Source organism: Bacillus cereus group sp. BfR-BA-01381 (assembly GCF_022663555.1).
Classification (GTDB): Bacteria; Bacillota; Bacilli; order Bacillales; family Bacillaceae_G; genus Bacillus_A; species Bacillus_A pacificus.
The window spans coordinates 1-24810 of sequence record NZ_JAKUFR010000029.1 but is presented as its reverse complement, the minus strand read 5'-3'; the positions used below and the strand labels follow the sequence as shown (position 1 = coordinate 24810).

Genomic DNA, 24810 nt, shown 5'->3' with positions numbered 1-24810 from the left:
TTTTGCTCTTTCATTATGTACAAATAGTATATTATCTTTCTCAGTGTACATATTAAGTAAAGTGTTTAATATCATGTACATAAAAGGCGGGGTAATATGGATGGAAAAAAGAAAAATGAAGAATTGATTAAATTTAAAAAACAATGGTTTAATGAAGATAATCAACCAGTAGCTGGTATAGAGTTAGCTTTACCACCTGATATAGGCAGCATGTTAGACTCCAAATCAGTTGATGATGAAAGTGAAGAAAGTAATAATGAATAAGTTTAATCTATATGCATCCATTCGGGTGCTTTTTCTTTTTTGACAATGGAAGATGGACCATCAAATCCTTATTGAAAAAAGGTTGATTAAAATAGGTTCTTTTTCAGTATATGTAAGTTTGATTTTTACAAAAAAATTTAATTAAAATACATTTAGAATGCTATATGAAATGGGAATGCTAGTAACATTCACCATTAAAGGATTGGGCTATTATGAATATGATTTTTGAAAGTATTATTTTAATTCTGACTGGGATTATTGCATTAAAAATGACAGGTAGTAAATCTGTTAGCCAAATGACAAGAGCTGAAATTATTATAGTAGTATCAATTGCACGTATTATTGTGGAGCCTGTATTAAGTAGGAAAGTAGGCCCATCTATATTTGCAGCTGTAATATTTGCAGGCGTCCTTCTTATCATTCATTTCTTTGAATTGAAATCAAAGAAGATGGAACAATTCCTAAATGGCAGTAGCATTATAGTAGTAGAAAATGGAGAGATTGTAAAAGAGAATTTGATGAAGGCGAAAATGTCGGAACAACAACTATATATGCAATTAAGAGAAAAAGGGATTCATGATTTAAAGAGTTTACAGCAAGTTACAGCTGAACCGAATGGACGTATTGGTTACCAATTAATAGAGAAAGCTCAACCGATAACTTTAGAAATGTTAGAAAAAGTAATAGATCAGTACAATATAAAAAGATAATTTATCTTAAGAAAAACCAATACTACAACGGAAGTATTGGTTTTTCTATTTTTTACACACTAATATAGGGTAAATAATAAGCCAATCTTAAAATTAGATATAGGCTTATTATTATGCTATATTCAATGAACTTATAGTGAATGTGGTAAAAAAATTAATTTGGCATAGGTCATAGGTAACTGCAGCACTAAAATTTATAAGTTTTTAATGTGATACTAAAAATAGGATTAGAACAAGGAGATAGAAACATAATGGAATTTTGGGAATCAAGCTTTATTGAGAAGCAAACAATGTGGGGGTTTGAACCTACAGAATCTGCAATTTTGGCAAAAGATTTTTTTCTAGAAAAGAACGTTAAGAACATATTAGTTCCGGGTATTGGATATGGTAGAAACGCAAAAGTGTTTATCGATAATGATATAAATGTAACAGGAATTGAAATTTCAAAAACAGCTATTGATTTAGCGAAACAAAACGGATTAGAAGATATTAGTATATATCACGGTTCAGTAAACGAAATGCCTTTTGATAATAAACTGTATGATGGGATATTTAGTCATGCACTTCTTCATTTGTTGAATGAACAGGAAAGAGAGAAATTTATTGAAGATTGTTATATTCTGTTAAAACCAGGCGGATATATGGTTTTTACAACTGTTTCTAAAAAAGCTCCAATGTACGGAAAAGGAAAACAGTTGGATAAAGATTATTATGAGATAATGGAAGGCGTAAAAATGTTCTTCTATGATTCTGAATCTATAAAAAAAGATTTTAATCAATATGGATTAGTACAAGTTTCGGAAATTGATGAACCAAATAAGAACATGGCAAATAAACCTTCAATCAACTTTTTAACGATAAAATGTAAGAAAGAACTATAACTAAAAGTTATTAAGAATGATTAAATATGTTTATATATTGATTATGCACAAATAAAAAGGACAAGCATATAATAGAAATACCTATTAACTTTAAGTAACCGTAACTTTCGTTAATAGGGTATCTCAAAATCCCCAAAAGAGCACTTGCGGAAACAAGTGCTCTTTTATTTTTTGTTTAATAAATATTAAAAGGTAAAAATCTCATTCAATAAAAATAAATTAGAAGGAAAGAGTCACATCTTAATTATACGATTATTTCTGAACAACAAACGTAATAGCATTTGTTTTTAATTGAATATGCCTTTCATCGCGAACAATATCATAGACTAATTCTTTTATTTCAACTTTAATTTCTTTCCATTCCTTATAAATACTTTCTAATAGATATATCATATCTTCAGTAGGAAGGTTAATTTCAATTAAAGCATCTAATTCTTCATTCGTATGTAAGTCGATTTCTTGTATGTTTGAATTAATAATTAAACAATTGATACCACCAATCTTTGTACCTTTTTTTATAGAATGGAGCACGTTTTTTAAATCTTCTTCTGATTGAACATGCTCTAAACTGGATACTGCAACGATATAATCATAAGTATTAGGTTGGATGTAATAGTTTTCAATTGCTGCTTGTTCTGTTTTAATATTATTAATTACACCATATTCTTTACTATAAGTTTGTAATTTTGTTAAAGCGGAATGAAGTAAATCCACACATGTAACAGTACCACTAGCATTTTGAATCTTTTGGGCAATTGGAATACTATTTCTTCCAACACCAGAGCCGAGATCAAGTACTTGCAAGTTGTTTTTTCCTTCAAAATAATCCATCAAATCCATAACTGTTTTAACCGGTTTGTAAAGCCAAGAACCAGTTTCAAATAGTTTGTATTGTTCATAACAAAGGTCATGATATTTCTTTTCTTCTTCTCTTATGTAATCGATACGGTTCATATTGTTTCAGCTCCAATATTTTTATTACAAAATGAATAAGTGGGGCAGCCTTTAACATTTGTTTGGATTCGAAAAATACCACCAGCATGTGGATATTTCTTTAATTCGTCATCCGTCATTCTTGTTCTGGCTGTTGTAACATATAAATCTGTTAAATTAGGCCCTCCAAATGTACACGACGTTACATATAACGCTGGAATTGGAATACTCAATATTTGTTTGCCAGTTAAAGGATTCCATCTAGTAATCTTTGAGCCTCCCCAATGCGCAATCCATAAACAACCTTCTTCATCAATTGTCATACCATCAGGTAAACCTTCATTCTCAGAGAACATGATTACATCGTTTGGATTGCAAATTTCTCCAGTACTTATATCATAATGAAAACGAACTACTTTTTTAGTAGGTGTATCAATATAGTAAAGGTATGTATGGTCAGGTGACCAAGCTATGCCATTTGATGTATTTACATGTGAAACTTTTTTCTCTACCTTTAAACTATTATTTAAACAATACAAGGAACCTGCAGCATTAATACCGTATGTATCTGTAGTACCTGCCCAAAAACGTCCTGCTGGATCGCATTTTCCATCGTTAAAACGATTATCAAATAAATGTGGTTCAGGGTCAAAAATATGTGTCAGTTTTTCTGTTTTTATATTAATAGAATAAAAGCCATTTTCCATAGCTAGGAGTAGTACGTCATCTAAATATGGAACAACACAGCCAATTTGTTGATTGAGAGCAATTACTCGGTTTGTATTAGCGGTAGGACTAAATATGCATAATTGTTTCTCTACAATATTAACCCAGTATAAAAGTTGCTTTTTTTCATCCCAGCATGGTCCTTCTGCTAAACTTGCTTTCGCATCTAAAATTAATTCTATAGTACTGTCCAAGATGTTCACCTCGCTTTATAAGATATTTATATAATTCGATAAGAATAGAGGTAAACCTTTTAATCAGAAGATATTAAGATTTGTACTATGGAAAAGTGATTTTCTCGAGTGATTAAAAAATGTATAAACATGGAGAGGAAAATGCATATGATGTTTTATGAGATTGTTTGCTTTTCTTGTAAAAATATATTTCGTGTTTATGAAGGTAGTGAAAAATATAAGCGATTTAAAGAGAAACCAAAAGGGGTATATTGCTGTGATGAGTGTAGTCACAAAATTCAATTAGAAGCGATAAAGAATTTTTTTAGATAATTATATAATTTTGTTTCGGAAAAGTTTGACAATAATAGCGTTATAAATTATCATATGAAAAAACTAATATTTAAAATGGCATGGAAGAGAAGAGTAGTTAAGAAAAGATACGTACAGAGAGCTCTGGTAGCTGAGAAAGAGCAGTATACATCTTAATGAAAAAAGACTTGGAGCTGCGCAAGGAACTAATGTATTTAGGGATGGTGCGACGGGATCTCCCGTTATAGAGATAGGGTATAAGCATATTTTGCCGTACCTGAAGAGGTTAATATGGCGACATATTGACAAACTGAGGTGGTACCGCGAAGCTAACAACTCTCGTCCTCAAGATGAATAATCTTGGGGGTGGGAGTTTTTTTATTGTATAAAACTGAAAATCTGAAAACAAAAAACAATTGAGGTGAGTAACATATGCATTGGGCGTATGAAGTAGCACACGAATTAATTAGAAAACATCCAAACAAAGAAACTTTTGTTTGCGCATCTGGAATTAGTCCATCAGGTTCTGTTCATATTGGGAACTTTCGTGAAATCGTAACGACTTATTTTGTTGTAAGGGCACTTCAAGATTTAGGGAAAAAAGCGCGTTTTATATTTTCATGGGATGATTACGACAGGTTTAGAAAAGTTCCTAAAAATATTGATCCATCTTTTATAAAGTATATCGGTATGCCATACTGTAATATACCAGATCCGTATGGATGCCATAATTCATATGCTGATCATTTTGAAAAAGAGTTTGAGGAATCTCTTCAAGCATTTGGAATTGAAGTAGAATTTATTTATCAACATGATAAATACAGGAGCGGAAGGTATAACAAAAGCATATTAGAGGCTTTGTATAAAAGAAAAGAAATATATGATATTTTAATGGATTATAAAACTGGGGAATGTAGTGAAGAAGAGCGAGAGAGCTTTTATCCAGTTACGTTCTATTGCGAGAAATGCGGGAGAGATACAACAGCGATTATGCATTTTGATGAAGTATTAAAAACAGTTCGGTATGAATGTGAATGTGGAAATCAAAATGAATTATCTATACTAAAAACAAATAATATGAAATTGAATTGGAAAATCGATTGGCTGATGAGATGGATGATAGAGGATGTTGTTTTTGAACCGGGAGGAAGAGATCATTCATCAGAAACGGGTAGTTATAATGTATCAAAAGAAATTGCGAGAAAAATATTCAATCGTGAAGCGCCCCATTACGTTGCTTACGATTTCATTGGTATTAAAGGGAATCATGAAAAAATGTCTAGTTCCTCAGGGAATAGTATTACACCTAGCGAGTTGCTAAAAGTGTATTTGCCCGAAGTGATTCTATTTATGTTTGCAAAATATAGGCCAGACGCAGCTTTTCATATCGGTCTTGATGAAGATGTGATTCGCAATTATACAGAGTATGAACGATCAAAAGATCGTTATAAAAATAAAACGCTCAAAAATGAAGATTTATTTGATGCAATTAAACTTTCTAGAGTAGATAGCGAATTGAAAGAATATCCGAAATTTAATCAAGTAGCAGGAACGTTACCGTTATTAAATTTTGATTCATCTGTTTTACAAGGTATATTAGACAAAATAGATAGGAATTATGCATTAGAGGATATGGTAGCGATAAGTAAACGTGCAGAGTATTGGGTTAGAAACTTTCAATCTGAAAAATTAATGGCGGTAAATCAAGAGAGAAATATAGAGTTTTACAACACATTAGATGAAAGACAGAAAGAATGGTTAGTAGAAGTCTGCAACATACTTCGTTCTAACAAAGATTACTCTAACTTAATGGAACAATTGTACGCGCTTTGTCATCATGAAAATAAAAAAATAATGAAAGAAAATCAAAAACAATTATTTATTATTATATATAAGCTCATTATGAATCAGTCCAGTGGCCCTCGAATACCGTTATTAATACATGTTGTAGGAGTTGAAAAGTTCATCACATTATTAGATTTTTAAAAAGCTCAAAGAAATGCAAGTACTTAAAGGGCTAAGTACTTGCATTTCAAATTCTATTACCGTGAATACATTTTCGGACATTCATCACCACTAGGTTCATAAAAACAATGACTTTTAAACTGTCCTACAAACGGCTGATTATACCATTGGGGTGGACAAGCTCCAACTGGACGGAAATACCAAAGAGCCCATCTTGCTGGCCAGCGCCATTCACCTTGTAAAACTTTTCGTGCGATTTCTTTTTCTGAATCACGAGCGCGTTGATAAAAATATCCGTATTGCACTGCTTCGAATCCACCAGGGCTTTGATATACAGCGTCACGTACGGTACGGAGTTGTTTAAAATCTAAGCAATCACAAAATACACGATTTACTACTACGCAGCCAACAAGTTGTTCACCTTGTCGACCTTCGCCTTCAGCTTCAGCACGCATTAAACGAGCTAGTAAATCAACATCGCTTTCGTTATATGGAATAAGGGGCATAGTGATACCAACTTTCTTTACCTGTCATAGTAAAGAGTGTATGTATGAAAATAAGCTAAGTGCTTTTCTATATGTAAATTCATTAATTATTAAAAGGAGCTTTTATGAAAAAAGCTAATTAGTAATTGTAGACTAATATAAAGAGGAGAGATAATATGCATCGAATTCAGAAAGACCATATCATTTACGCAATGTCACCAGAAAATCAACCATGTATGGAAGTAGAAATTGGGAGTCGCCTTATATTTGAAACATATGATTGCTTTGAAAATCAAATTGATTCTGAAGATGTTGTGTTTCAAGAATTAGATTGGAACCGGATTAATCCAGCGACTGGTCCGGTATATATTAATGGTGCAGAACCTGGGGATATATTAGTTGTTACGATTGAAAAGATAAAAATTGCAGAGCAAGGTGTTTTAACTACAGGGGTGAACCTTGGCGTAATGGGTGAAGATCTACATGAAAATACAGTGAAAATCGTCTCAATACATAATGAACATGTTTTGTTTTCAAATGAACTACAAATCCCGATTAATCCGATGATTGGTGTAATTGGAACTGCGCCGAAAGAAGAGAGCATTTCATGTGGCACACCATATGATCACGGTGGGAATATGGACTGTAAAGAGATAAAAGAAGGGACAACATTATTATTACCTGTAAATGTTCCTGGTGCTCTATTAGCATTAGGTGATTTACACGCAGCGATGGGTGATGGTGAAATTGGTGTTAGTGGAGTAGAGGTTGCTGGTGAGGTAACCGTAACAGTCCAAATTATAAGAGGGAAAAAATGGCCACTACCAATGGCTATTCAAAGAGAAAAAGTAATGACGATTGCTTCAGAAAAATTGCTAGATGATGCAGCGAATCGTGCTGTACGTAATATGGTGACATTTTTACATGAAGAATTAGAAATGTCTAAAGCTGATGCAATACTTTTATTATCAGCTGCCGGCAATTTAAAAATTTGTCAAGTGGTTGACCCGCTGAAGACTGCTCGAATGGAATTAGGGATGAATTATGTGGAGAAATTGGGGTTTACTATGAGTGAATTCCATATTAAATAAGAAATGATAGAAGAAGGATGATTTTGTATAAAAGTATCTTTTTTGATTTACGGATTATATAAAAAAAGGTAGTATTTATTTTATATAATTGAATATAAGATTGTGGGTCGAAAAAGGAGTAAACACATGGTTAAAATTATGATTGTAGAAGACGATATGAAAATTGCAGAACTATTATCAACACACGTTGCGAAATATGGGTATGAAGGAATTATTGTATCGGATTTTCATAATGTATTAAATATTTTTTTAGAAGAACAACCAGAGTTAGTTTTATTGGATATTAATTTACCGAGTTTTGATGGGTACTATTGGTGTCGTCAAATTCGTGGAGTTTCTACATGTCCGATATTATTTATTTCAGCTCGTGAAGGTACGATGGATCAAGTCATGGCGCTAGAAAACGGTGGCGATGATTTCATTTCAAAGCCATTCCATTACGAAGTTGTAATGGCTAAAATTCGAAGTCATTTAAGGCGTGCTTACGGAGATTATGCACCGAAAGTAGAAGAACGGATGGTTGAGCAACAGGGTCTTTGTTTATATCCTGAAAGGCTTGTATTGAAGCTTAAGAATCAAGAAATTGATGTAACGAGAAATGAAGCTATTTTATTAGAGATGTTAATGAAAAATTATCCGCGTGTTGTGAGTAGAGAAGTGTTATTAAATAAGTTATGGGATAGTGAATCCTATGTTGATGATAATACATTGAGTGTAAATACGACACGTGTTCGAAAAAAGTTAAAAACGTTACATATTGAGAATGCGATTGAAACAATTCGTAGTGTTGGATATAGATTGCATATTACTTGGGATACTGGTATGGAAAAATGATAAGGCTGTTTATACGTGATCATATACCACTTATTTGCTTTACAGCAATCCAACTACTAGCCATATTCCTCGTATATTGGTTTGATGGACATAACCGTATTGCGACGGCATTGTATGCAATGTTTTTAGGTGCCTTTTTTATGGTAGGCTATTTACTATTTCGTTACTATACACATCGTTCTTTTTATGAACGTTTAGCAAACCCGATGCAATCTTTAGATGAATCGGTTCAAAAATCTGATTTTGCAGCTATATCTGCTGCTCTTCAAGACTTGCTTGAGGTACAATATCGCCATTATCAAAATCAACTCCAGATACAAGAGAGAAAAAATAATGATCATTTAACTTTTATGAATCAGTGGATTCATCAAATGAAAACACCTTTATCTGTAATAGAATTAATTACACAGGATGAAGTGGATCCACGTTTTGAAAGTATAAATGAGGAAACAGATAGGCTGAAAAAGGGATTAGAGATGGCACTGTATGTCGCACGTTTAGAAGCATTTACACAAGATTTTTATGTGGAAAGAGTACAATTACATAAAATAGTGAATGATTCTGTGCATGAACATAAACGCTTCTTTATCCGAAATTTTGTATATCCAGAGCTTAAAATTGATAAGGACATTACAGTAGAAAGTGATGCGAAATGGTTACAATTTTTAATTGGACAAATACTATCAAATGCGATTAAATATTCATCTGGTAGTAGAGAGAAGATTAGAGTAAGAGCTTGTAAGGAAGGTAATAATGTTATACTTGAAATTGCCGATAATGGTGTAGGAATACCGAAGCAAGATTTACCAAGAGTGTTTAAACCTTTCTTTACAGGAGAAAATGGTAGAGATTTTAAAGAATCAACTGGAATGGGGCTATATCTCGTATGTGAAATTACGAAGCAATTAGGACATAGTGTAGAAATACATTCAGAAGTTGGTAAAGGTACGGTTGTACGAATTAAATTTTATAATGTATAAATAAGTGATCTAGGCTAAAGAACTTTGGAAATAAGTTTTTTAGCCTTATTTTATCTCGTTTTAATGGGGGCGGATTGCTCATTAAAGTCCGATTGATGAGGGATAATAATTAGTGGGTGATAAAGAAAACCCCCACTGGTTAAAGTTTAACTTTATGGCGATTATATGGAATGGTAAAAGGTCATCTTAGTATACATAATGCCACGCTAATAAATACGATTGTTAAATTAGAAGTATTTAATAAAAGTTGATGAATAGTTTTTGTAAGAAAAAAGCTATCCCTTTGAAAGAGATAGCTTCATGAATCCAGCCTATGAATAAGTGTATCAACATTAATAAGTATAATGATCAAATTCTTGATATATTTTGTGGACTATAATAGAATTAGTCTTTTGTTTTTTCATGATACAGTATTGTAATTAAGTAAACAAACTTAATAATTTATATCCAATTAATCCTAAAATAGTGATAGGAACCATCATTAAGAAAGAAGAAATTCGATTAGCATTAGAGCGTTCTAATACAAGAATCAAGATAATCCCGACTATGACTTCGGTATATCCAACAGGTAACATGTGATTATAGTCTTCAAAATTTAAAAGAATGTGAAGTCCATCCGTTACAAAAACTCCACCAATAAGTGCACTTCCTAATTTATGAAGTGGATTTGTAGTATCTTTCCATAGAAAACCTGCAATTCCAAAGATAGTTCCTCCAATGAATGCACATGTTATCCATACAGAAATAAAATAAATAGAATGAGATACATTTTTAAATATTATTGCATAACCATAGTAGCCTAGTACCATACCGAGTAGTGCAAGGATACCAGAAAGTATAGCTGTACGCTTAGAATAACTAAAGCTAGCCACAAAAAAGGATGGAACTAACCAAACGCTTCCTAGGTTAGCTAATGAATTCCAATGTCCCGGAAGTATACCTTGCCCCAATTTCGTTAGTATACCAACAAGTATCCCTACTATAATCGGGAGGATAAAAATCCTTATAAACATATTTAACTTTGTGATTTCTAATGTCCTGTCCATAAATTCAATCCTTACATTAATATTTTCTGTAAAGATATAATAGCTTATTACAAGGGAATAATCAATAAAAATTTATCGAAAAACAATAAGTGGTTATTGGATAACGAATAAGATTTTGTTTTTATATAAAATTTATTACTGGGGAAATCTAAAGGACGTATTACAATCAATGTAATTTGTGCTTATTCAACATGAAGTTAAGGAATGATAAATAAATCTAAAAGAAAGCAATCTTTTTAACGGCACATATAATTACATTTACTCATACAGTACTAGTATGGTACAATATGGTTATTAACGACGGAAAGGAATGATGGGTGGACGATGATTAACTAATCTTATTTTTAAATGTTGAAATTCAATATATTTCAATTTCTAAAAAATAGGATTAGTCTGCCCAATTTCCATACAACGGTATTGCTATTTATGTTGCGCAATAGCTTATTTGGGTATAAATATTTTAACGACTAATCCTGCCAAATTTATTTGGGAGGATTTTTTTATTCTCCCTTAATGAAAGGGATCGGTATTATGAAAGAATTATTAAAATTAAATGATGTTTATGTTGAAATAAAGGAAAATACTTTGTTAGAGAAAATGAATGTGACAGTAAGACAAGGGGATGTTATCGGATTAATCGGCAAAAATGGGGCTGGTAAATCAACGTTACTTCAATTAATAAATGGGAAGATTGAACCATCAAAAGGTACTGTTGAATGGATGCAAATGAATATGACAACAGCATATGTTGAACAAGAAAAAGAATCTTTCGTTAGTAAGGATATAATTGCAAAAGAGGCGGAACTTCTTGCGAAATGGGGTGTGCCAACGAATGATTTTCATACTTTAAGTGGTGGTGAAAAGCTAAAAGTTCGATTAGCAAAAGGATTTGCTGAAAATCCTAATGTCTTAATATTAGACGAACCGACAAATCATCTAGATGAGATGAGTACGGAATTTCTTATTAAACAAATAAAAAATATGAAAGGTACAGTTATCGTCGTATCGCATGATCGATATTTTTTAGATGTTGTCGCGACTAGAATATGGTCAATTGAGGATAAGAAATTAATTGATCATAGCGGGAATTATACGAGTTATATGAAAGCACGTGAGCATAAAAGAATGACGCAGCAGCGTGAATATGAAAAACAACAAAAAAAGATAGAACAAGTAGAAACTCATATAAAAGAATTAAGTTCATGGTCACAAAAGGCACATGCACAGTCTACAAAACAAGAAGGAGTTAAAGAATTTTATCGTGTAAAAGCGAAGCGCATGGATGCACAAGTGAAGTCAAAACGAAAGCGTCTCGAAAAAGAGCTAGAGAAAACGAAGGTAGAACGTGTGAAAGAGGAGTATTCAGTTGAATTTTCTATTCAAGCGAGTAAAAAAGTAGGGAAACGTTTTTTAGAAGTAAAACAATTGCGGAAAGAATTTAATAATCGAACATTATTTGAAAACGTTAATTTTACAATTCAGCATGGTGAGAAGGTTGCGATTATTGGGCCGAATGGTAGCGGGAAAACAACTTTACTAAAGATGATTATGGGAAACGAAACTGCTGAAGGAGAAGTATGGGTTTCACCATCAGCAAACATTGGATATTTAACACAAGAAGTATTTGATTTACCACTTGATAAAACACCAGAAGATTTATTTTATAAAGAGACATTTGAAGAAAGAGGAAAAGTCCAAAATTTAATGAAACATTTAGGATTTGAATCTTCTCAATGGACAGAGCCGATACGATATATGAGTATGGGAGAACGAGTAAAATGTAAGCTAATGGCTTATATTTTAGATGAAAAAGATGTACTTATTTTAGATGAACCAACGAATCATCTGGATTTGCCTTCACGTGAACAGCTCGAAAATACATTAGCTGAGTATAACGGAACACTCGTTATTGTTTCTCATGATCGATATTTTCTGGAGAAAACAACAAACACAAAACTTGTGTTTGTAAACAATACGATACAAAAGCAACTTGAAGAACCTACGAAAACTAGAGATGAAATTGAAGAGCTACGTTTAACGTTAGAAACAGAAAGACAAGAAGTATTAGGGAAATTAAGCTTTTTAACTTCTAAAGATAAAGAATATAAAGCACTGGATGAACGATTTAAGGAACTTACAAAGCAGATTAAGGAACTTTAATGTAAGTAAGGGGGATTAACATGGGAGAAGAGAGTTTGACTAAGTTATTTAGAATAGATTGTGGAGATCTATACCTACAAGAGTTTACGGTCAATGATGCAGAGAGTATATATCAAATAGCAAATCAACCGGACATAGAAAAATTTTTACCGGACTGGAAATCAACGAAAGAACAACGAATTGTTTGGATTGCAAATTATGAAACACCTGCAAACAAAGCGTTCCTTGATGCTGTAAGAACTACGAATAACATAGATGACCATATATTAAAGCTAGGAATATTCAAGAAATCGACTAATGAATTTGTTGGATGGTGCTGCACAGGTATGAAAGACGAACTTCCTTCACCAAATAGAGAAATTATGTATGCTGTTTCAAGTGAATATCATAATAAAGGTTATGCGACGAAAGCGACAAAAAGCTTGATTAATTATTTGTTTAAAAATACAAATGTAGATGTTCTTAACGCAATTGCAGTAATAAACAACGCACCTTCAAATAAAGTTATTGAAAAATGCGGGTTTACTTATTTGAGTCAACAGACGATAGAAAATCAAATTTATAATCATTATGTATTGAGTAAATCCGTATGGATAAAAAATAGTGCTCTTTAAAAGGAGCGAGAATGCAAAAAAAGCTTAGAGCTAAAACTCTAAGCTTTTTTACATTTTGTGCTTTTCACCAAAAACAGATGTATCAAGTTGTACAAGCAAGAACCATTTTATAAACAACATATTCGAAAAGGGGTTTGGAAAATTTTGTCGAATATATTCATCTGTGAAAACACTAAATTTTTACTCGAATTATTCTGTAAATGAATTACTTTAAGCTTTAATAAAAGCATAAAGGGAAAAAAGAGTTTGTAACTAAAATTAACGGTAAAGTTTTAGTGGAGTACATTTCTTAAAGTATGAAATAGTTTTAAAGAGGGGGAGAAAGCGTATTATAATTTGGTTTCGTAACTTACCACAAATAAGTATGGATTTATCAGAATGGAATCCTTTTATACAGAATAATTGGCATAGGAAACATTATATGAAGTTTGTATATGTACTTCAAATCATTATTTTTCTAATTCCGAATTATTTTGGAGCAAGTTTCACTGATCTTAATATATTTTATCTTATTATCATAGGCATTTTGGTCTTCATTATTCATGAATGTCTACATATTATTGTCATAAATAATAAAGGTGATATTAGCTTAACCCGTAGTGGAGTATTTTTTTGGCTAAATACGAATGCAATTCTATCCAAAGCGAGATTTTGGACCTTTATGAGTTTACCTATTATTGTACTATCGGTCATTCCGGCCATTATATCATCTTTTGTATCAGGCAATATTAAATCAATTTTATTATTTGTATGTTGGATAAATTCAATAATTTCTGCTTCAGATATATACAATTCTTTGTTAATTGCAATGAAACCGAAGCACTCAATTTTTTGTAGAGGGTATTATAAAGTGAAAGAGAATTAAAATGGTGAGTCAAATACATTTCAATTAAAGGCGTAAGTTAAAAATATAACTTTGGGAAGGAAAAGATCGATAAAGTAATCGGTCTTTTCTTTTTCGTATAATAAAGATAGGATATTGTATTTCCTCCCACTATACAATTATTATAAGATAGTTATGCGTTAATTTTAATTTGTAAATAGTATTATTATCAGTTTTTTTAGAAATCTTACAAGCGTGTAAGATAAATGAAAGATGAATCAATATGAGCTATAAGAGAATTCATTTACACTCATTGTGAGAAGTGCAAATGAAGGGAGAATAGAAATGGAAATTTTACATGCGAAAAATATTAGTAAAGTATATAAAGGGAAACTACCTTTTAAAGCATTAGTAGATATTGATTTATCAATTCAAGAAGGTGAATTTATAGGGATCATGGGGCCATCTGGTAGCGGGAAAACAACGTTATTAAATATGGTATCTACTATCGACTCTCCAACATCGGGAGAAATAGTAATAAATGGTACGAATCCTTTCCAGTTATCATCTGAAGATTTGGCTTTATTCCGTAGAAAACAATTAGGATTTGTATTCCAATCATTTAATTTACTTAGTACGCTTACAGTGAAGGAAAATATCGTATTACCGATGACATTAGATGGTGTTTCTGTGCAAGAAATGAATAAACGAGTAGAAGAAATTGCAGAGAAATTAAATATTACAGATATATTGAATAAAAGAACGTTTGAAATTTCAGGGGGACAAGCTCAAAGAACAGCAATTGCTCGTGCAATTGTTCATAAACCGCAATTATTACTTGCTGATGAACCGACCGGGAATTTAGACTCTAAATCTTCAAATGATGTAATGGAGATGCTGGATACGCTTAATAAGGAAGAAAAGGCAACGATGATGTTAGTTACACATGATCCGTATGCAGCTAGTTTTTGTAGCCGAGTAATCTTCATTAAAGATGGTCAACTATATAACGAAATTTATCGTGGTGAAAGTCGGCAAACCTTTTATCAAAAGATTATGGATGTCCTTTCTTTGTTAGGAGGGAAAAGGCATGACTTTTCGTCAGTTCGCATTTAATAATATTTTTCGAAATAAGCGTACATATGCTGCCCATTTTTTAAGTAGTGCATTTTCGATTATGATTTTCTTTACATATGCCCTTTTATTATTCCATCCTGATTTACAGGGGGAGTTGAAATCGACAAGTAAAACAATAAGTACATTTGGTACATTAGGATTTCAAATATCCCAAGGTTTGATTTTTGTTTTTTCATTTTTCTTTATTTTATATTCAGTGAGCTCGTTTTTAAAAACGCGTAAGAAAGAATTTGGCATTTTAATGATGCAAGGTATGTCAATGAGACAGCTTAAGCAGTTATTGTTAATTGAAAATATGTTAATCGGACTTGGTTCGATTTGTATTGGGATCCTCATTGGCCTCATATTTTCTAAACTAGTTTTACTAATCAGTGCCAGTGTATTAATGATTAGTAATGGTTTACCTTTTTATATACCAGTGCAGGCTGTATTATTAACAGTTTTCACGTTTCTTGTCTTATTTTTAATCGTTTCGTTAGTTACATTTAAAACGGTTAAAGTAACCGAACTTGTGGAACTTATTCAAGCTGGAGAAAAGCCAAAGCCTGAACCGAAAGCTTCAATAATATTATCGTTACTTTCTTTAATTAGTATAGGGTATGGATATATTTCAGTATTTCGCTTTATTCAAAATCATAGTTTTATCATGCTCGTAATGGGTGTGCTCTTAGTAATTATAGGAACGTACTTTTTATATACACAATGTAGCGTTTATATATTGCATCTTGCGAAAAGGAGTGAATTTTTCTTTTTAAAGAGAACAAATATATTAACGTTTTCAGAATTAATTTACCGTATGAAAGATAATGCAACTATGTTTTTTATAGTGTCTATTATTTCAGCAGTTGCTTTTACAGCAATTGGAACTACAGCTGCTATTGGGAATAAAGAATTGGTAAGAATGACAAACCCATATACGTTTCTTTATATAGGTCCTGAAAAAGACAAAATGGTGGATAAACATCTATCTATTATAAAAAAACATCTTGCTGATGCGAATATTCCATATCGAACAGCTTCATCTTCTTATAAATATACAGAAAGTAATGTATATGTAATGAAGTTAAGTGAATATAACGAACTTGCGAGAGCACTAGGATATCAACAAGAAACAATTGAAAAAGAAGATGAAATATTACTAATCCCTGGAATGGTATCACAAAAACAAGAATTTAAAAATGGTGATTATAAAAAGAATATTGAAGTCATTGAAGGAGATTGGATAAAGACATTTCGTGTGAAAAAAGCTGTAGAAAATTTAGTTTTACCACATGATACTAGCGGTATTTTTATCGCGGTTCAAGATCGTGTATATGATGGTATTCCTTTTAATATCAATCAAGATGATGTAGTTATTCAACATCGTACATACGGATTTGTTGTAGATGACTGGATAAAGACGAAAGAAATTTCAAATCAATTAAATAGTATATTCAATGCAGATGCAAGAGAAGATAATTTCCATTTTCAAGCTTTGACTTTAAGTTTGTTAGAGGCAAAACAAACGAATGGATTATTACTTATGGCCAGTGTTTTAGTTGGAATCGTCTTCTTCACATTTGCCGCTAGTTTTATTTACTTCCGGTTATATACTGATTTGGATCGCGATCAACAACAATATAAAATGATTTCGAAAATGGGATTAAGTAAGCGAGAGTTGAAAAAAGTTGTAACGAGACAGTTATTATTAATGTTCTTTTTACCGATTACCATTGCAGTAATACACACAGTGGTTGCTTATATGGCATTGCAACAATTAGTCGATTTTTCTATTTTAAATAGTTCTATTGTAATTTTAATTTCATTTATCTGTATACAAGTTTTATATTTCTATATAACTCGTTGGCGTTATTTACAGAAGCTTTATAAAACTATGGAACAGTAGGGAATATGAGTAAGTAAGACTGCATAAAAGCATGTAAAAACAATTTGAGTTATGAAAGGAACTGTGATGAAGAAAATATTATCTATTTTCATTTTAAGTATATTAATGTTAATAAGTTTAAGTGCATGCTCTAAAAATGAAAACAGATTTCCAGCTAACGGTGTATTAATCATTGGAGATGAAAATAATACTTTATCAATTATGAATCGTTATCAGGAAATTACGAAAGAAAATGAAGTGTTTTCTGTAAAAACGGGTACATTTGGAAATGGACAAGTTTTAATTTTAAATGAATCTACAGCACAAGCGTTGATTAAAACAAAGGTTTTTCGTGAAAGAGAGAATGGATCCAAATTTAGACCTATAGGTACGTTACCTAAGTTACCAAAAGAAGGCTCGATTTTGTTGGCACAAGAAGATGAAAAAAATTTAAAAAGTATTGAATTAGAAGGAAAGGAGTTTGCTGTTAAATACGGTAGTGATGCTTGGATAGGTAACACTCGTAAATATCCAACACAAGCGTATGTAATTGTAGCAAAAGATAGTGTGTATAAAGAATTAAAAGCAAATGAAACGAAAATGCATCTTCTCCACCTGAACAAGTCTTTAGGTGATGAAAAACCTAAAATGTCGACAGATAATACATTAATAAATGAAAAAGTAAAAGTAGAAAAGTTAATTAAAGATCATCAAGGGGAAGTATCATTTCAGTTTGTAACGATTGGAGAAAAATCTTAAAAAAGAGTTCGAGTTTGATAGAAATTTTATCAATCTCGAACTCTTTTTACTTTAGAGCATTCATATAACATAGATTACATTACTTCATTTAATCGAGTCTCACTTGTTTCTTCAATCGCAGTTGAATTTTGAACTGAATTATTTTGTGCTTCTTTTTCTTTACGAGCCTTTTGTAGCATTTCAAGTATAATCCATAAAGGAACACCTTTATCTTTTAGCATCTTCCATAAATCTAATTCATTAAATTTATGCTCAGGTTGTTTCATCTCTTTTTCAGATGAACGAATATCAAATTTGATGGGATCATTTGATTTTTTATCTTCAAGTTTAGTAGAAGAGATAGTATTATGCTCAAGATTAGATGGAGTTATTTTAGTAGGTTGAGATAATGTATGAATATTTGATCTGATTTGCATGCTTTTTCCTCCTTTTCAAGCAATGAGATTAGTTTTCTTATGGTTTTTAAATCTTTTTAACATGAGGAAACTATACCTAATTATAAATTCAAATAAATAGATTTACAAGGTGCATTGTAAAAAGTAAATGTTTACTTGAATTAATATTTATCAACATTTGTATATGTTTTCTATATATACAACGTATATATAATAATTTACATTATGTTTAAGTTATTAAAGCATGCTGTAAAGTGAAAAATGTAAACGTTTTATCAGGGGGAGGAAATATGGGGAAGTTATTTTTAAAAATATGTTTTTTTGCATTAGTGGCTGTTTGTTCATTGGTAGCGAAAATAACATATGCTGAAGAGAGTCAACAAAATAATTATCCGATCATTTTAGTAAATGGGTTTGCCGGATGGGGTAGAGAGGAAATGCTAGGGGTTAAATATTGGGGGGGTGTTCATGATATACAAGAAGATTTGAAACGCAATGGTTATACAGTTCATACCGCAGCTGTTGGACCAGTTTCTAGTAACTGGGACCGTGCATGTGAATTATATGCCCAAATTAACGGTGGAACAGTAGACTACGGTGCCGCACATGCTGAGAAACATGGACATAATCGTTTTGGTAGAACTTATAGTGGTTTTGCGCCGAATTGGAGTGAAACAAATAAAGTTCATTTAGTTGGGCATAGCATGGGTGGACAAACGATTAGAACATTAGTACAGCTATTAAAAGAAGGCAGTTTTGAAGAAAAAAATCATGTGAAAAATCACCCAAACACCAAAATATCACCATTATTTGAGGGTGAGAAATCATATGTTCATAGTGTTACAACATTAGCAACTCCTCACAACGGTACAACACTTGCGGATGGTAGTCTTCTACTACCGTTCGTTAAAGATTTACTCATTACAGCTGCAAGTTTTGGAGGAAACGATAATTTATCACTATATGATTTTAAATTGGATCAATGGGGCATAAAGAAAAATGTTGGAGAGTCCTTTTTCCAATACAGTAATCGTATTCTAAATAGTTCACTTTGGAAAAATACAAAAGATATAAGTCAATGGGATTTAAGTACAGATGGTGCAAAGGAGTTAAATAATTGGGTAAAGACGCAACCGAATGTGTATTACTTATCCTATAGTGGACATGCATCACAAGCGGCACCTATAACAGGTTTACATTTGCCTCATATAACGATGAATAAAGTGTTAATGGGGAATGCATTTTTCTTAGGTTCCTATGCAAGGTATGAAGAAAATCGTCCATTAATTGATACTACTTGGTGGCAAAATGATGGTGTAGTAAATACAAGTTCTATGATTGCACCTTCTTCTAATGCTACCGTAAATAATAATGAGTCATTACAGATTGGGAAATGGAATCATATCGAAACGAAAGCAAATTGGGACCATCTCGACATGGTAGGATTAAGTATTTCAGACACGTTAGGTTTTTCTAACATTCAAGAGTTTTATAGAACAATTGCTGAAAAGCTATCACGTTTACCGAAATAGGTAATAATAAAGCGCTCTCGATGGAATTCGAGGGCGCTTTATATTATATTGAAAGAGGGATTTGGTAGAAAAATATGGGGGGATATTATGAAAATTAAAGTTGTACTATCAGGATATGGAACAGTAGGAAGAGAGTTTATAAAATTACTACATGAAAAATGTTCATATATATATGAAACATATGGTATAGAGTTAGTTGTAAGTGGCGTATTAGGCAGAAATGTTGCAATACATAATGAGGATGGATTATCTATTCACAACTTATTAATTTATGGTAGCAGTAGTGCTGCAATTGAAAAGTATATAGAATATCATCCGGAGGAACGTGCGACAGATAACATAAGTGGTACAGTGCTGGTAGAATCAACAGTTACAAACCTTAAAGATGGAAATCCAGGGAAACAATATATAAAACAAGCGATTGAGAAACAAATGGATATAGTAGCAATTTCAAAAGGTGCGCTTGTTACAAACTGGAGAGAAATAAATGAAGCAGCAAAAATTGCGAATGTACGAATTCGATATAGTGGTGCAACTGCGGCCGCATTACCGACACTTGATATTGGTCAATTTAGTTTAGCTGGTTGCCATGTTGAAAAAATAGAAGGAATATTAAACGGTACAACAAATTATATTCTTACGAAAATGAATGAGGAAGATATTACGTTTGAAGAAGCACTGAAAGAAGCGCAACGTAAAGGAATTGCTGAGACGAACCCAATATTGGATGTAAGCGGATCTGATAGTGCTTGTAAATTGTTACTTTTGACAAACAGTTTAATGGGAACAGAGCATATGCTTACAGATATATATATAAAAGGAATTGAACATGTTACAAAACAACAAATTCGAAATGCTAAGGAACAAAATAAATTTATTAAATTAATAGCTTCAGCGTATAAGGATCAGGATGGTAAAGTGACTCTTAAAGTAGAACCGTACGAAATAGATAAGAATCATCCACTAGCAAATGTAAATGGTACAGAAAAAGGAATTACGTTCTTTACAGATACGATGGGGCAAGTTACTACAATTGGTGGTGCTTCTAATCCACGAGGCGCTGCAGCTGCAGCTTTAAAAGATGTAATTAACTTATATCGTAAAGATTTGTCACGTATGAACGGGTAGTAAAATTATCAATGGGTTAAAGTTTCACTTTATAAAACCGTACCGCCCTTTATAAAAAATACATATGTAGTGGACCTTTTGAGAATGAAATAATTATGCAAAAATGATTGCAGGGGGTAAGGAATTGTTTAAAGATTTTAAAGTTGTCAAAGAGCGTCCCGTTTATATTCAATTGAAAGATTATTTAAAAAAGATGATTATGAAAGGGCATTTGCTCGGGGAGCAAAAAATTCCTTCGACGAGGGAACTTAGCGAATTATTAAGTGTGAGCAGAAATACTGTGCTAGCTGCTTATGCGGATTTAGAGCAAGAAGGACTTATATATGCAGTTAAAGGAAAAGGGAATTTTGTTGCGAAGGTTGATATTTCAAACACTTCGTCTGTTGAAATAGATTGGAAAAATAAACTTAATACAGTTACTTTATTAGCGGATGAATTAGATTTAATGAAACATGGTGTTCGCTGGGAAAAAGGAATGATTGTTTTTAACAGTATCGCTCCGGACGAAAAGCTATTTGATGTGGAAAATTTCAAAAGAGCTTTTCTTACTCGTATGTCCATTGAAGGTGATGTCGTATTAAATTACGGATACGCAAAAGGCTATAGACCGTTAATGAAATATCTACTTCATTATATGGAAATGAAAGGTGTAGATATTTCGAATAAAGACATTTTAATTACAAATGGATTTACAGAAGGGTTAGACATTGTTCTATCCTCGTTATCAAAGAAATCAGGGCGGGTTATTTGCGAGAATCCGACTCATCATGCTGCACTCAAGCTTTTCCGCCTACATGGTCTTGAAGTGCATGGAATAAATATGAATGAAGATGGTATTGATACGAACGAAGTGGAAAAAAGCTTGCGTGAAAAAGAGTTTGATTTTGCATATTTAATTCCTTCCTATCATAATCCAACCGGTATTGTTACGAGTTCAGAGAAAAGAACGGAACTGATGAGATTATTTTCAAAATATAAGGTTCCTATTATAGAAGATGGATTTAATGAGGAACTACGTTATTCAGGTTCACATTTAGCCCCACTATTAACTTTTGCTGGTGCTGGTAATAATGTGATTTATATTAGTAGCTTTTCTAAGGTACTTTTCCCTGGTTTACGTGTTGGATGGATCATTGCAGATAAAGAGCTGATTCATTATTTAGAAAGTGTAAAAAGAGCAAGAACAATTCACACATCTACTTTAGATCAAGCTGTTCTTTTTCAATATTTACATGAAGGATATTTTGAAAAATATTTAAAAAAGGCAAGGTCTGTTTATAAGAAAAAATATGAGTTAGCTGTTGGGGCGTGTAACGAGTACATTCCGTTTCAAAGAATGACCGGTGATGGTGGACTTCATTTATTTATAGAGTTAGAAGAAAAAATTCATGCCCGCACACTTTTGCAAAAGTGTTATGAGCAAGGGGTTACTTTTTCTCCTGGAGATGTGTTTTATTCTGATGGAGAAGGAGCGACCACTTTTCGATTAGGATTTTCACGCCTGAAAGAAGAAGAAATAGTTCGTGGAATCAAAATAATCGGTGATACAATAAAAAACGAAATTTGGAGTTGAGAAAATGAGAATTGGCGTTATTATGGGAGGAGTATCCTCTGAAAAACAAGTATCCATTATGACTGGAAATGAAATGATTGCAAATTTAGATAAAAATAAATATGAAATTGTACCAATTACATTAAATGAAAAAATGGATTTAATCGAAAAAGCGAAAGACATTGATTTTGCATTGCTCGCGTTACACGGAAAATACGGAGAAGATGGAACTGTTCAAGGAACGCTTGAAAGTTTAGGTATTCCTTATAGCGGAAGCAATATGTTATCTAGCGGTATATGTATGGACAAAAATATTTCGAAAAAGATTTTACGTTATGAAGGAATAGAAACACCAGATTGGATTGAACTTACAAAAATGGAGGATCTAAATGTTGATGAATTAGATAAATTAGGATTTCCGTTAGTGGTAAAACCAAACTCTGGTGGCTCGAGTGTGGGGGTAAAGATTGTCTATGATAAAGATGAATTAATTTCAATGCTGGAAACGGTGTTCGAATGGGATTCTGAAGTAGTAATAGAGAAATATATAAAAGGTGACGAGATTACATGTTCCATTTTTGATGGAAAACAATTACCTATTATTTCAATTCGACATGCGGCGGAGTTCTTTGATTACAATGCGAAATATGATGATATTAGTACAATTGAAGAAGTTATCGAACTTCCAGCTGAACTTAAGGAACGTGTAAACAAAGCGTCCCTGGCTTGCTATAAAGCATTAAAATGCAGCGTTTATGCAAGGGTGGATATGATGGTGAAGGATGGTATTCCATATGTAATGGAGATTAATACATTACCAGGGATGACGCAAGCGAGTTTACTACCAAAAAGTGCAGCTGCAGCTGGAATTGAATATAGTAAACTATTAGATATGATTATTGAAACTTCATTAAGAGTAAGAAAAGAAGAAGGATTTTAAGTAGCGGTATCATGAATAACTTTTGACAGTTACATGAAGTATGTTATGATGAATACAATACGAAAATTAAATATTTTATCCACTAGGGGAGCCTATTATAGGCTGAGATCAAATTGGAATTTGAGACTCTTAGTACCTGATCTGGTTAATACCAGCGTAGGGAAGTGGGAAAGACATTGCTATTTAATAAATAAAAACTGTCAATTTCACTTTCTTTACGCCTGTAAAGAAAGTTTTTTTGTTTTACAGATGTAATAATGGTGGGTAAATACTTAAATTTTATACATAATTGGAGGGATTTAAATGACTTTTTCACAATCATTACGTAAAGAAGTAGATTCAATTTGGGAAGCTAGTTTTCATCATCCTTTTGTAAAAAAACTTGGTGAAGGAACGTTAGATTTAGCTAGTTTTCGCTATTACGTGCTTCAAGATTCATATTATTTAAGTCACTTCGCTAGAGTACAAACTTTAGGAGCTGCAAAAGCACTGGAATTAGAAACGACAGCTCGTATGGCACACCATGCTCAAAATACATATGAGGCGGAATTATCTTTACATGAGAATTTTGCGAAGAAATTAGGGATAACACAAGAAGAAAAAGATAATTTTATCCCTGCTCCAACTGCATATGCATATACTTCACATATGTATCGTGCTGCGTATGAAGGGCATTTAGGTGATATCATTGCAGCCATTTTACCTTGCTATTGGTTATATTATGAAATTGGTGAGCGTTTAAAAGAGTGTCAGCCAGAAGAGCCAATTTATAACGAATGGATTTCTGCTTATGGATCTGATTGGTTCCGAACATTGGTTGAAGAACAAATTACACGATTAGATGCAATAGCTGAAAAAGTAACAGAGGCAGACCGAAATCGAATGAAACAACATTTTATTATTAGCAGTCAATATGAATATTCATTTTGGGAAATGGCTTATACATTAGAAAAGTGGCCGATAAGTACAAAAGAGAAAAACGTAATAGGATAAAGAGAAGAGATATTGCTATTCACAGGTGTGAATCATATTTATGTATATGATTTAACAAAAGAAGTATCGTAAAAAGACGCATCAATCTAAGTGCGTCTTTTTTTAATTTTTAAAAATGAACCAGTGGAAAAATATGCTAAAAATAGGTACATGAACAAGGTGCATCATCTACTGATAGGTCATATTTTGTAGGTGTACGTATTGAACTTAGTTTATAGTATCGTGCTATTTCTACTTAGATTTAACGAACAGAAATATAGGAAAGTGTCGAAAGGTTTAAAGTTAATAAACGGAGGTCATGAAAATGAATCAGTTTCAACAAGAACTACAAGCGTTAAGCCTTAATGATTACCAGTCTGGAAATGTTGTGTATTGGGACCAGCAAAACCAATATCCATATTACTATATTGAAGATGCTGCTCGTCGCTGTGGCGGTTGTGGTCGCTGTGGCGGTTGTGGTCGTTGTGGCGGTTGTGCAGATCGCTGTGGTGGATTCCGTTGTTTTGGTTGCTT

At 32.4% G+C, this 24810-nt stretch carries 25 protein-coding genes, 1 riboswitch and 1 other annotated feature; of the genes, 20 read left to right on the top strand and 5 right to left on the bottom strand.

The window, feature by feature from the left end; translation table 11 throughout:
• Window positions 1-96 precede the first annotated feature (96 nt).
• The 3 genes from MR079_RS12405 (at window position 97) to MR079_RS12395 (ending at window position 1855) form a co-directional block, all read left to right on the top strand.
• A complete protein-coding gene (locus MR079_RS12405) occupies window positions 97-264 on the top strand; it encodes a hypothetical protein (protein ID WP_087953679.1) in 168 nt (55 codons plus the stop codon).
• 212 nt (window positions 265-476) lie between these two features.
• The gene (locus MR079_RS12400) at window positions 477-974 is read left to right on the top strand and encodes a DUF421 domain-containing protein (protein WP_001055958.1); all 498 of its coding nucleotides are present in this window, start codon (window positions 477-479) and stop codon (window positions 972-974) included.
• A 251-nt stretch (window positions 975-1225) separates the two neighbouring features.
• Complete coding sequence (locus MR079_RS12395; protein WP_242294046.1) at window positions 1226-1855, top strand: class I SAM-dependent methyltransferase; 630 nt, start codon at window positions 1226-1228, stop codon at window positions 1853-1855.
• Between the two features lie 252 nt (window positions 1856-2107).
• Here MR079_RS12395 and MR079_RS12390 read toward each other — a convergent pair whose 3' ends face one another.
• Both MR079_RS12390 and MR079_RS12385 read right to left on the bottom strand, forming a co-directional pair.
• Window positions 2108-2809, bottom strand: a complete 702-nt coding sequence (locus MR079_RS12390; protein ID WP_139869044.1) for a class I SAM-dependent methyltransferase — start codon at window positions 2807-2809, stop codon at window positions 2108-2110.
• Window positions 2806-3708 carry an SMP-30/gluconolactonase/LRE family protein gene (locus MR079_RS12385; RefSeq protein WP_242294045.1) on the bottom strand — a complete coding sequence of 301 codons (903 nt, stop codon included), beginning with the start codon at window positions 3706-3708 and terminating at the stop codon, window positions 2806-2808. Before MR079_RS12385 ends, MR079_RS12390 begins: the two co-directional genes overlap by 4 nt.
• Window positions 3709-3849: 141 nt before the next feature.
• On the opposite strand from MR079_RS12385, the gene MR079_RS12380 reads away from it, so the two are divergent.
• A complete protein-coding gene (locus tag MR079_RS12380) occupies window positions 3850-4020 on the top strand; it encodes a DUF2197 domain-containing protein (protein WP_000551046.1) in 171 nt (56 codons plus the stop codon).
• A gap of 72 nt (window positions 4021-4092) precedes the next feature.
• Window positions 4093-4349, top strand: a binding site (T-box leader).
• Window positions 4350-4431: 82 nt separating this feature from the next.
• Window positions 4432-5985, top strand: a complete 1554-nt coding sequence (gene lysS, locus MR079_RS12375; RefSeq protein ID WP_242294044.1) for a lysine--tRNA ligase — start codon at window positions 4432-4434, stop codon at window positions 5983-5985.
• 56 nt (window positions 5986-6041) lie between these two features.
• On the opposite strand, the gene MR079_RS12370 is transcribed toward lysS, so the two are convergent.
• A complete protein-coding gene (locus tag MR079_RS12370; protein WP_242294043.1) occupies window positions 6042-6470 on the bottom strand; it encodes a cell wall hydrolase in 429 nt (142 codons plus the stop codon).
• A 155-nt stretch (window positions 6471-6625) separates the two neighbouring features.
• Here MR079_RS12370 and MR079_RS12365 point away from each other — a divergent pair, with 155 nt between their 5' ends.
• From MR079_RS12365 to MR079_RS12355, 3 genes are all read left to right on the top strand, one after another.
• On the top strand, window positions 6626-7540 hold the full coding sequence (locus tag MR079_RS12365; protein WP_242294042.1) for an acetamidase/formamidase family protein: 915 nt from the start codon (window positions 6626-6628) through the stop codon (window positions 7538-7540).
• Between the two features lie 126 nt (window positions 7541-7666).
• Window positions 7667-8374 (top strand): response regulator transcription factor, encoded by a 708-nt coding sequence (locus MR079_RS12360; protein ID WP_087953671.1) that lies wholly within the window; start codon window positions 7667-7669, stop codon window positions 8372-8374.
• Entirely contained in the window at window positions 8371-9354 is a 984-nt protein-coding gene (locus tag MR079_RS12355; protein WP_139869185.1) for a sensor histidine kinase, read from the top strand. The genes MR079_RS12360 and MR079_RS12355 overlap by 4 nt, the downstream gene beginning before the upstream one ends.
• Before the next feature lie 419 nt (window positions 9355-9773).
• Here the strand turns inward: MR079_RS12355 and MR079_RS12350 are convergent, their stop codons facing one another.
• Window positions 9774-10400, bottom strand: coding sequence for a DUF6518 family protein (locus MR079_RS12350; protein ID WP_000376246.1), 627 nt, complete (start codon window positions 10398-10400; stop codon window positions 9774-9776).
• A 531-nt stretch (window positions 10401-10931) separates the two neighbouring features.
• Between MR079_RS12350 and abc-f the strand changes: the two genes are divergently transcribed.
• From abc-f to MR079_RS12320, 6 genes are all read left to right on the top strand, one after another.
• Entirely contained in the window at window positions 10932-12560 is a 1629-nt protein-coding gene (abc-f, locus tag MR079_RS12345) for a ribosomal protection-like ABC-F family protein (RefSeq protein WP_242294041.1), read from the top strand.
• Window positions 12561-12580: 20 nt separating this feature from the next.
• Window positions 12581-13174, top strand: coding sequence for a GNAT family N-acetyltransferase (locus MR079_RS12340; protein ID WP_242294040.1), 594 nt, complete (start codon window positions 12581-12583; stop codon window positions 13172-13174).
• 364 nt (window positions 13175-13538) lie between these two features.
• Window positions 13539-14039 (top strand): DUF3267 domain-containing protein, encoded by a 501-nt coding sequence (locus MR079_RS12335; RefSeq protein ID WP_242294039.1) that lies wholly within the window; start codon window positions 13539-13541, stop codon window positions 14037-14039.
• A gap of 303 nt (window positions 14040-14342) precedes the next feature.
• On the top strand, window positions 14343-15113 hold the full coding sequence (locus MR079_RS12330; protein WP_139869037.1) for an ABC transporter ATP-binding protein: 771 nt from the start codon (window positions 14343-14345) through the stop codon (window positions 15111-15113).
• On the top strand, window positions 15088-17019 hold the full coding sequence (locus MR079_RS12325; protein WP_242294038.1) for an ABC transporter permease: 1932 nt from the start codon (window positions 15088-15090) through the stop codon (window positions 17017-17019). The genes MR079_RS12330 and MR079_RS12325 overlap by 26 nt, the downstream gene beginning before the upstream one ends.
• Before the next feature lie 66 nt (window positions 17020-17085).
• Complete coding sequence (locus tag MR079_RS12320) at window positions 17086-17757, top strand: lipoprotein BA_5634 family protein (protein ID WP_242294037.1); 672 nt, start codon at window positions 17086-17088, stop codon at window positions 17755-17757.
• Between the two features lie 74 nt (window positions 17758-17831).
• On the opposite strand, the gene MR079_RS12315 is transcribed toward MR079_RS12320, so the two are convergent.
• On the bottom strand, window positions 17832-18173 hold the full coding sequence (locus MR079_RS12315; protein WP_242294036.1) for a DUF3914 domain-containing protein: 342 nt from the start codon (window positions 18171-18173) through the stop codon (window positions 17832-17834).
• A 269-nt stretch (window positions 18174-18442) separates the two neighbouring features.
• Between MR079_RS12315 and MR079_RS12310 the strand changes: the two genes are divergently transcribed.
• The 6 genes from MR079_RS12310 to MR079_RS12285 all read left to right on the top strand — a co-directional run.
• Window positions 18443-19684 carry an esterase/lipase family protein gene (locus tag MR079_RS12310; protein WP_242294035.1) on the top strand — a complete coding sequence of 414 codons (1242 nt, stop codon included), beginning with the start codon at window positions 18443-18445 and terminating at the stop codon, window positions 19682-19684.
• 87 nt (window positions 19685-19771) lie between these two features.
• The gene (locus MR079_RS12305) at window positions 19772-20812 is read left to right on the top strand and encodes a homoserine dehydrogenase (protein WP_242294034.1); all 1041 of its coding nucleotides are present in this window, start codon (window positions 19772-19774) and stop codon (window positions 20810-20812) included.
• Window positions 20813-20936: 124 nt separating this feature from the next.
• A complete protein-coding gene (pdxR, locus tag MR079_RS12300) occupies window positions 20937-22385 on the top strand; it encodes a MocR-like pyridoxine biosynthesis transcription factor PdxR (RefSeq protein WP_139869033.1) in 1449 nt (482 codons plus the stop codon).
• A gap of 4 nt (window positions 22386-22389) precedes the next feature.
• A complete protein-coding gene (ddlB, locus tag MR079_RS12295) occupies window positions 22390-23304 on the top strand; it encodes a D-alanine--D-alanine ligase (RefSeq protein ID WP_242294033.1) in 915 nt (304 codons plus the stop codon).
• A 74-nt stretch (window positions 23305-23378) separates the two neighbouring features.
• Window positions 23379-23484: riboswitch (TPP riboswitch) on the top strand.
• A 123-nt stretch (window positions 23485-23607) separates the two neighbouring features.
• The gene (gene tenA, locus MR079_RS12290) at window positions 23608-24297 is read left to right on the top strand and encodes a thiaminase II (RefSeq protein ID WP_242294032.1); all 690 of its coding nucleotides are present in this window, start codon (window positions 23608-23610) and stop codon (window positions 24295-24297) included.
• A gap of 304 nt (window positions 24298-24601) precedes the next feature.
• A partial coding sequence (locus MR079_RS12285) for a heterocycloanthracin/sonorensin family bacteriocin (protein WP_242294031.1) occupies window positions 24602-24810 on the top strand: 209 nt, incomplete at its 3' end.

What these genes read in the sequence shown, in the direction of transcription:
- MR079_RS12400 (WP_001055958.1), top strand. Translation starts at nt 477, where the DNA reads ATGAATATGATTTTTGAAAGTATTATTTTAATTCTGACTGGGATTATT.
- MR079_RS12380 (WP_000551046.1), top strand. Translation starts at nt 3,850, where the DNA reads ATGCATATGATGTTTTATGAGATTGTTTGCTTTTCTTGTAAAAATATA.
- MR079_RS12310 (WP_242294035.1), top strand. Translation starts at nt 18,443, where the DNA reads ATGGGGAAGTTATTTTTAAAAATATGTTTTTTTGCATTAGTGGCTGTT.
- MR079_RS12315 (WP_242294036.1), bottom strand. Translation starts at nt 18,173, where the DNA reads ATGCAAATCAGATCAAATATTCATACATTATCTCAACCTACTAAAATA.
- MR079_RS12340 (WP_242294040.1), top strand. Translation starts at nt 12,581, where the DNA reads ATGGGAGAAGAGAGTTTGACTAAGTTATTTAGAATAGATTGTGGAGAT.
- abc-f (WP_242294041.1), top strand. Translation starts at nt 10,932, where the DNA reads ATGAAAGAATTATTAAAATTAAATGATGTTTATGTTGAAATAAAGGAA.
- MR079_RS12305 (WP_242294034.1), top strand. Translation starts at nt 19,772, where the DNA reads ATGAAAATTAAAGTTGTACTATCAGGATATGGAACAGTAGGAAGAGAG.
- MR079_RS12360 (WP_087953671.1), top strand. Translation starts at nt 7,667, where the DNA reads ATGGTTAAAATTATGATTGTAGAAGACGATATGAAAATTGCAGAACTA.
- MR079_RS12365 (WP_242294042.1), top strand. Translation starts at nt 6,626, where the DNA reads ATGCATCGAATTCAGAAAGACCATATCATTTACGCAATGTCACCAGAA.
- MR079_RS12355 (WP_139869185.1), top strand. Translation starts at nt 8,371, where the DNA reads ATGATAAGGCTGTTTATACGTGATCATATACCACTTATTTGCTTTACA.
- MR079_RS12390 (WP_139869044.1), bottom strand. Translation starts at nt 2,809, where the DNA reads ATGAACCGTATCGATTACATAAGAGAAGAAGAAAAGAAATATCATGAC.
- MR079_RS12335 (WP_242294039.1), top strand. Translation starts at nt 13,539, where the DNA reads ATGGATTTATCAGAATGGAATCCTTTTATACAGAATAATTGGCATAGG.
- MR079_RS12405 (WP_087953679.1), top strand. Translation starts at nt 97, where the DNA reads ATGGATGGAAAAAAGAAAAATGAAGAATTGATTAAATTTAAAAAACAA.
- MR079_RS12320 (WP_242294037.1), top strand. Translation starts at nt 17,086, where the DNA reads ATGAAGAAAATATTATCTATTTTCATTTTAAGTATATTAATGTTAATA.
- MR079_RS12370 (WP_242294043.1), bottom strand. Translation starts at nt 6,470, where the DNA reads ATGCCCCTTATTCCATATAACGAAAGCGATGTTGATTTACTAGCTCGT.
- lysS (WP_242294044.1), top strand. Translation starts at nt 4,432, where the DNA reads ATGCATTGGGCGTATGAAGTAGCACACGAATTAATTAGAAAACATCCA.
- MR079_RS12350 (WP_000376246.1), bottom strand. Translation starts at nt 10,400, where the DNA reads ATGGACAGGACATTAGAAATCACAAAGTTAAATATGTTTATAAGGATT.
- tenA (WP_242294032.1), top strand. Translation starts at nt 23,608, where the DNA reads ATGACTTTTTCACAATCATTACGTAAAGAAGTAGATTCAATTTGGGAA.
- MR079_RS12325 (WP_242294038.1), top strand. Translation starts at nt 15,088, where the DNA reads ATGACTTTTCGTCAGTTCGCATTTAATAATATTTTTCGAAATAAGCGT.
- ddlB (WP_242294033.1), top strand. Translation starts at nt 22,390, where the DNA reads ATGAGAATTGGCGTTATTATGGGAGGAGTATCCTCTGAAAAACAAGTA.
- MR079_RS12395 (WP_242294046.1), top strand. Translation starts at nt 1,226, where the DNA reads ATGGAATTTTGGGAATCAAGCTTTATTGAGAAGCAAACAATGTGGGGG.
- MR079_RS12330 (WP_139869037.1), top strand. Translation starts at nt 14,343, where the DNA reads ATGGAAATTTTACATGCGAAAAATATTAGTAAAGTATATAAAGGGAAA.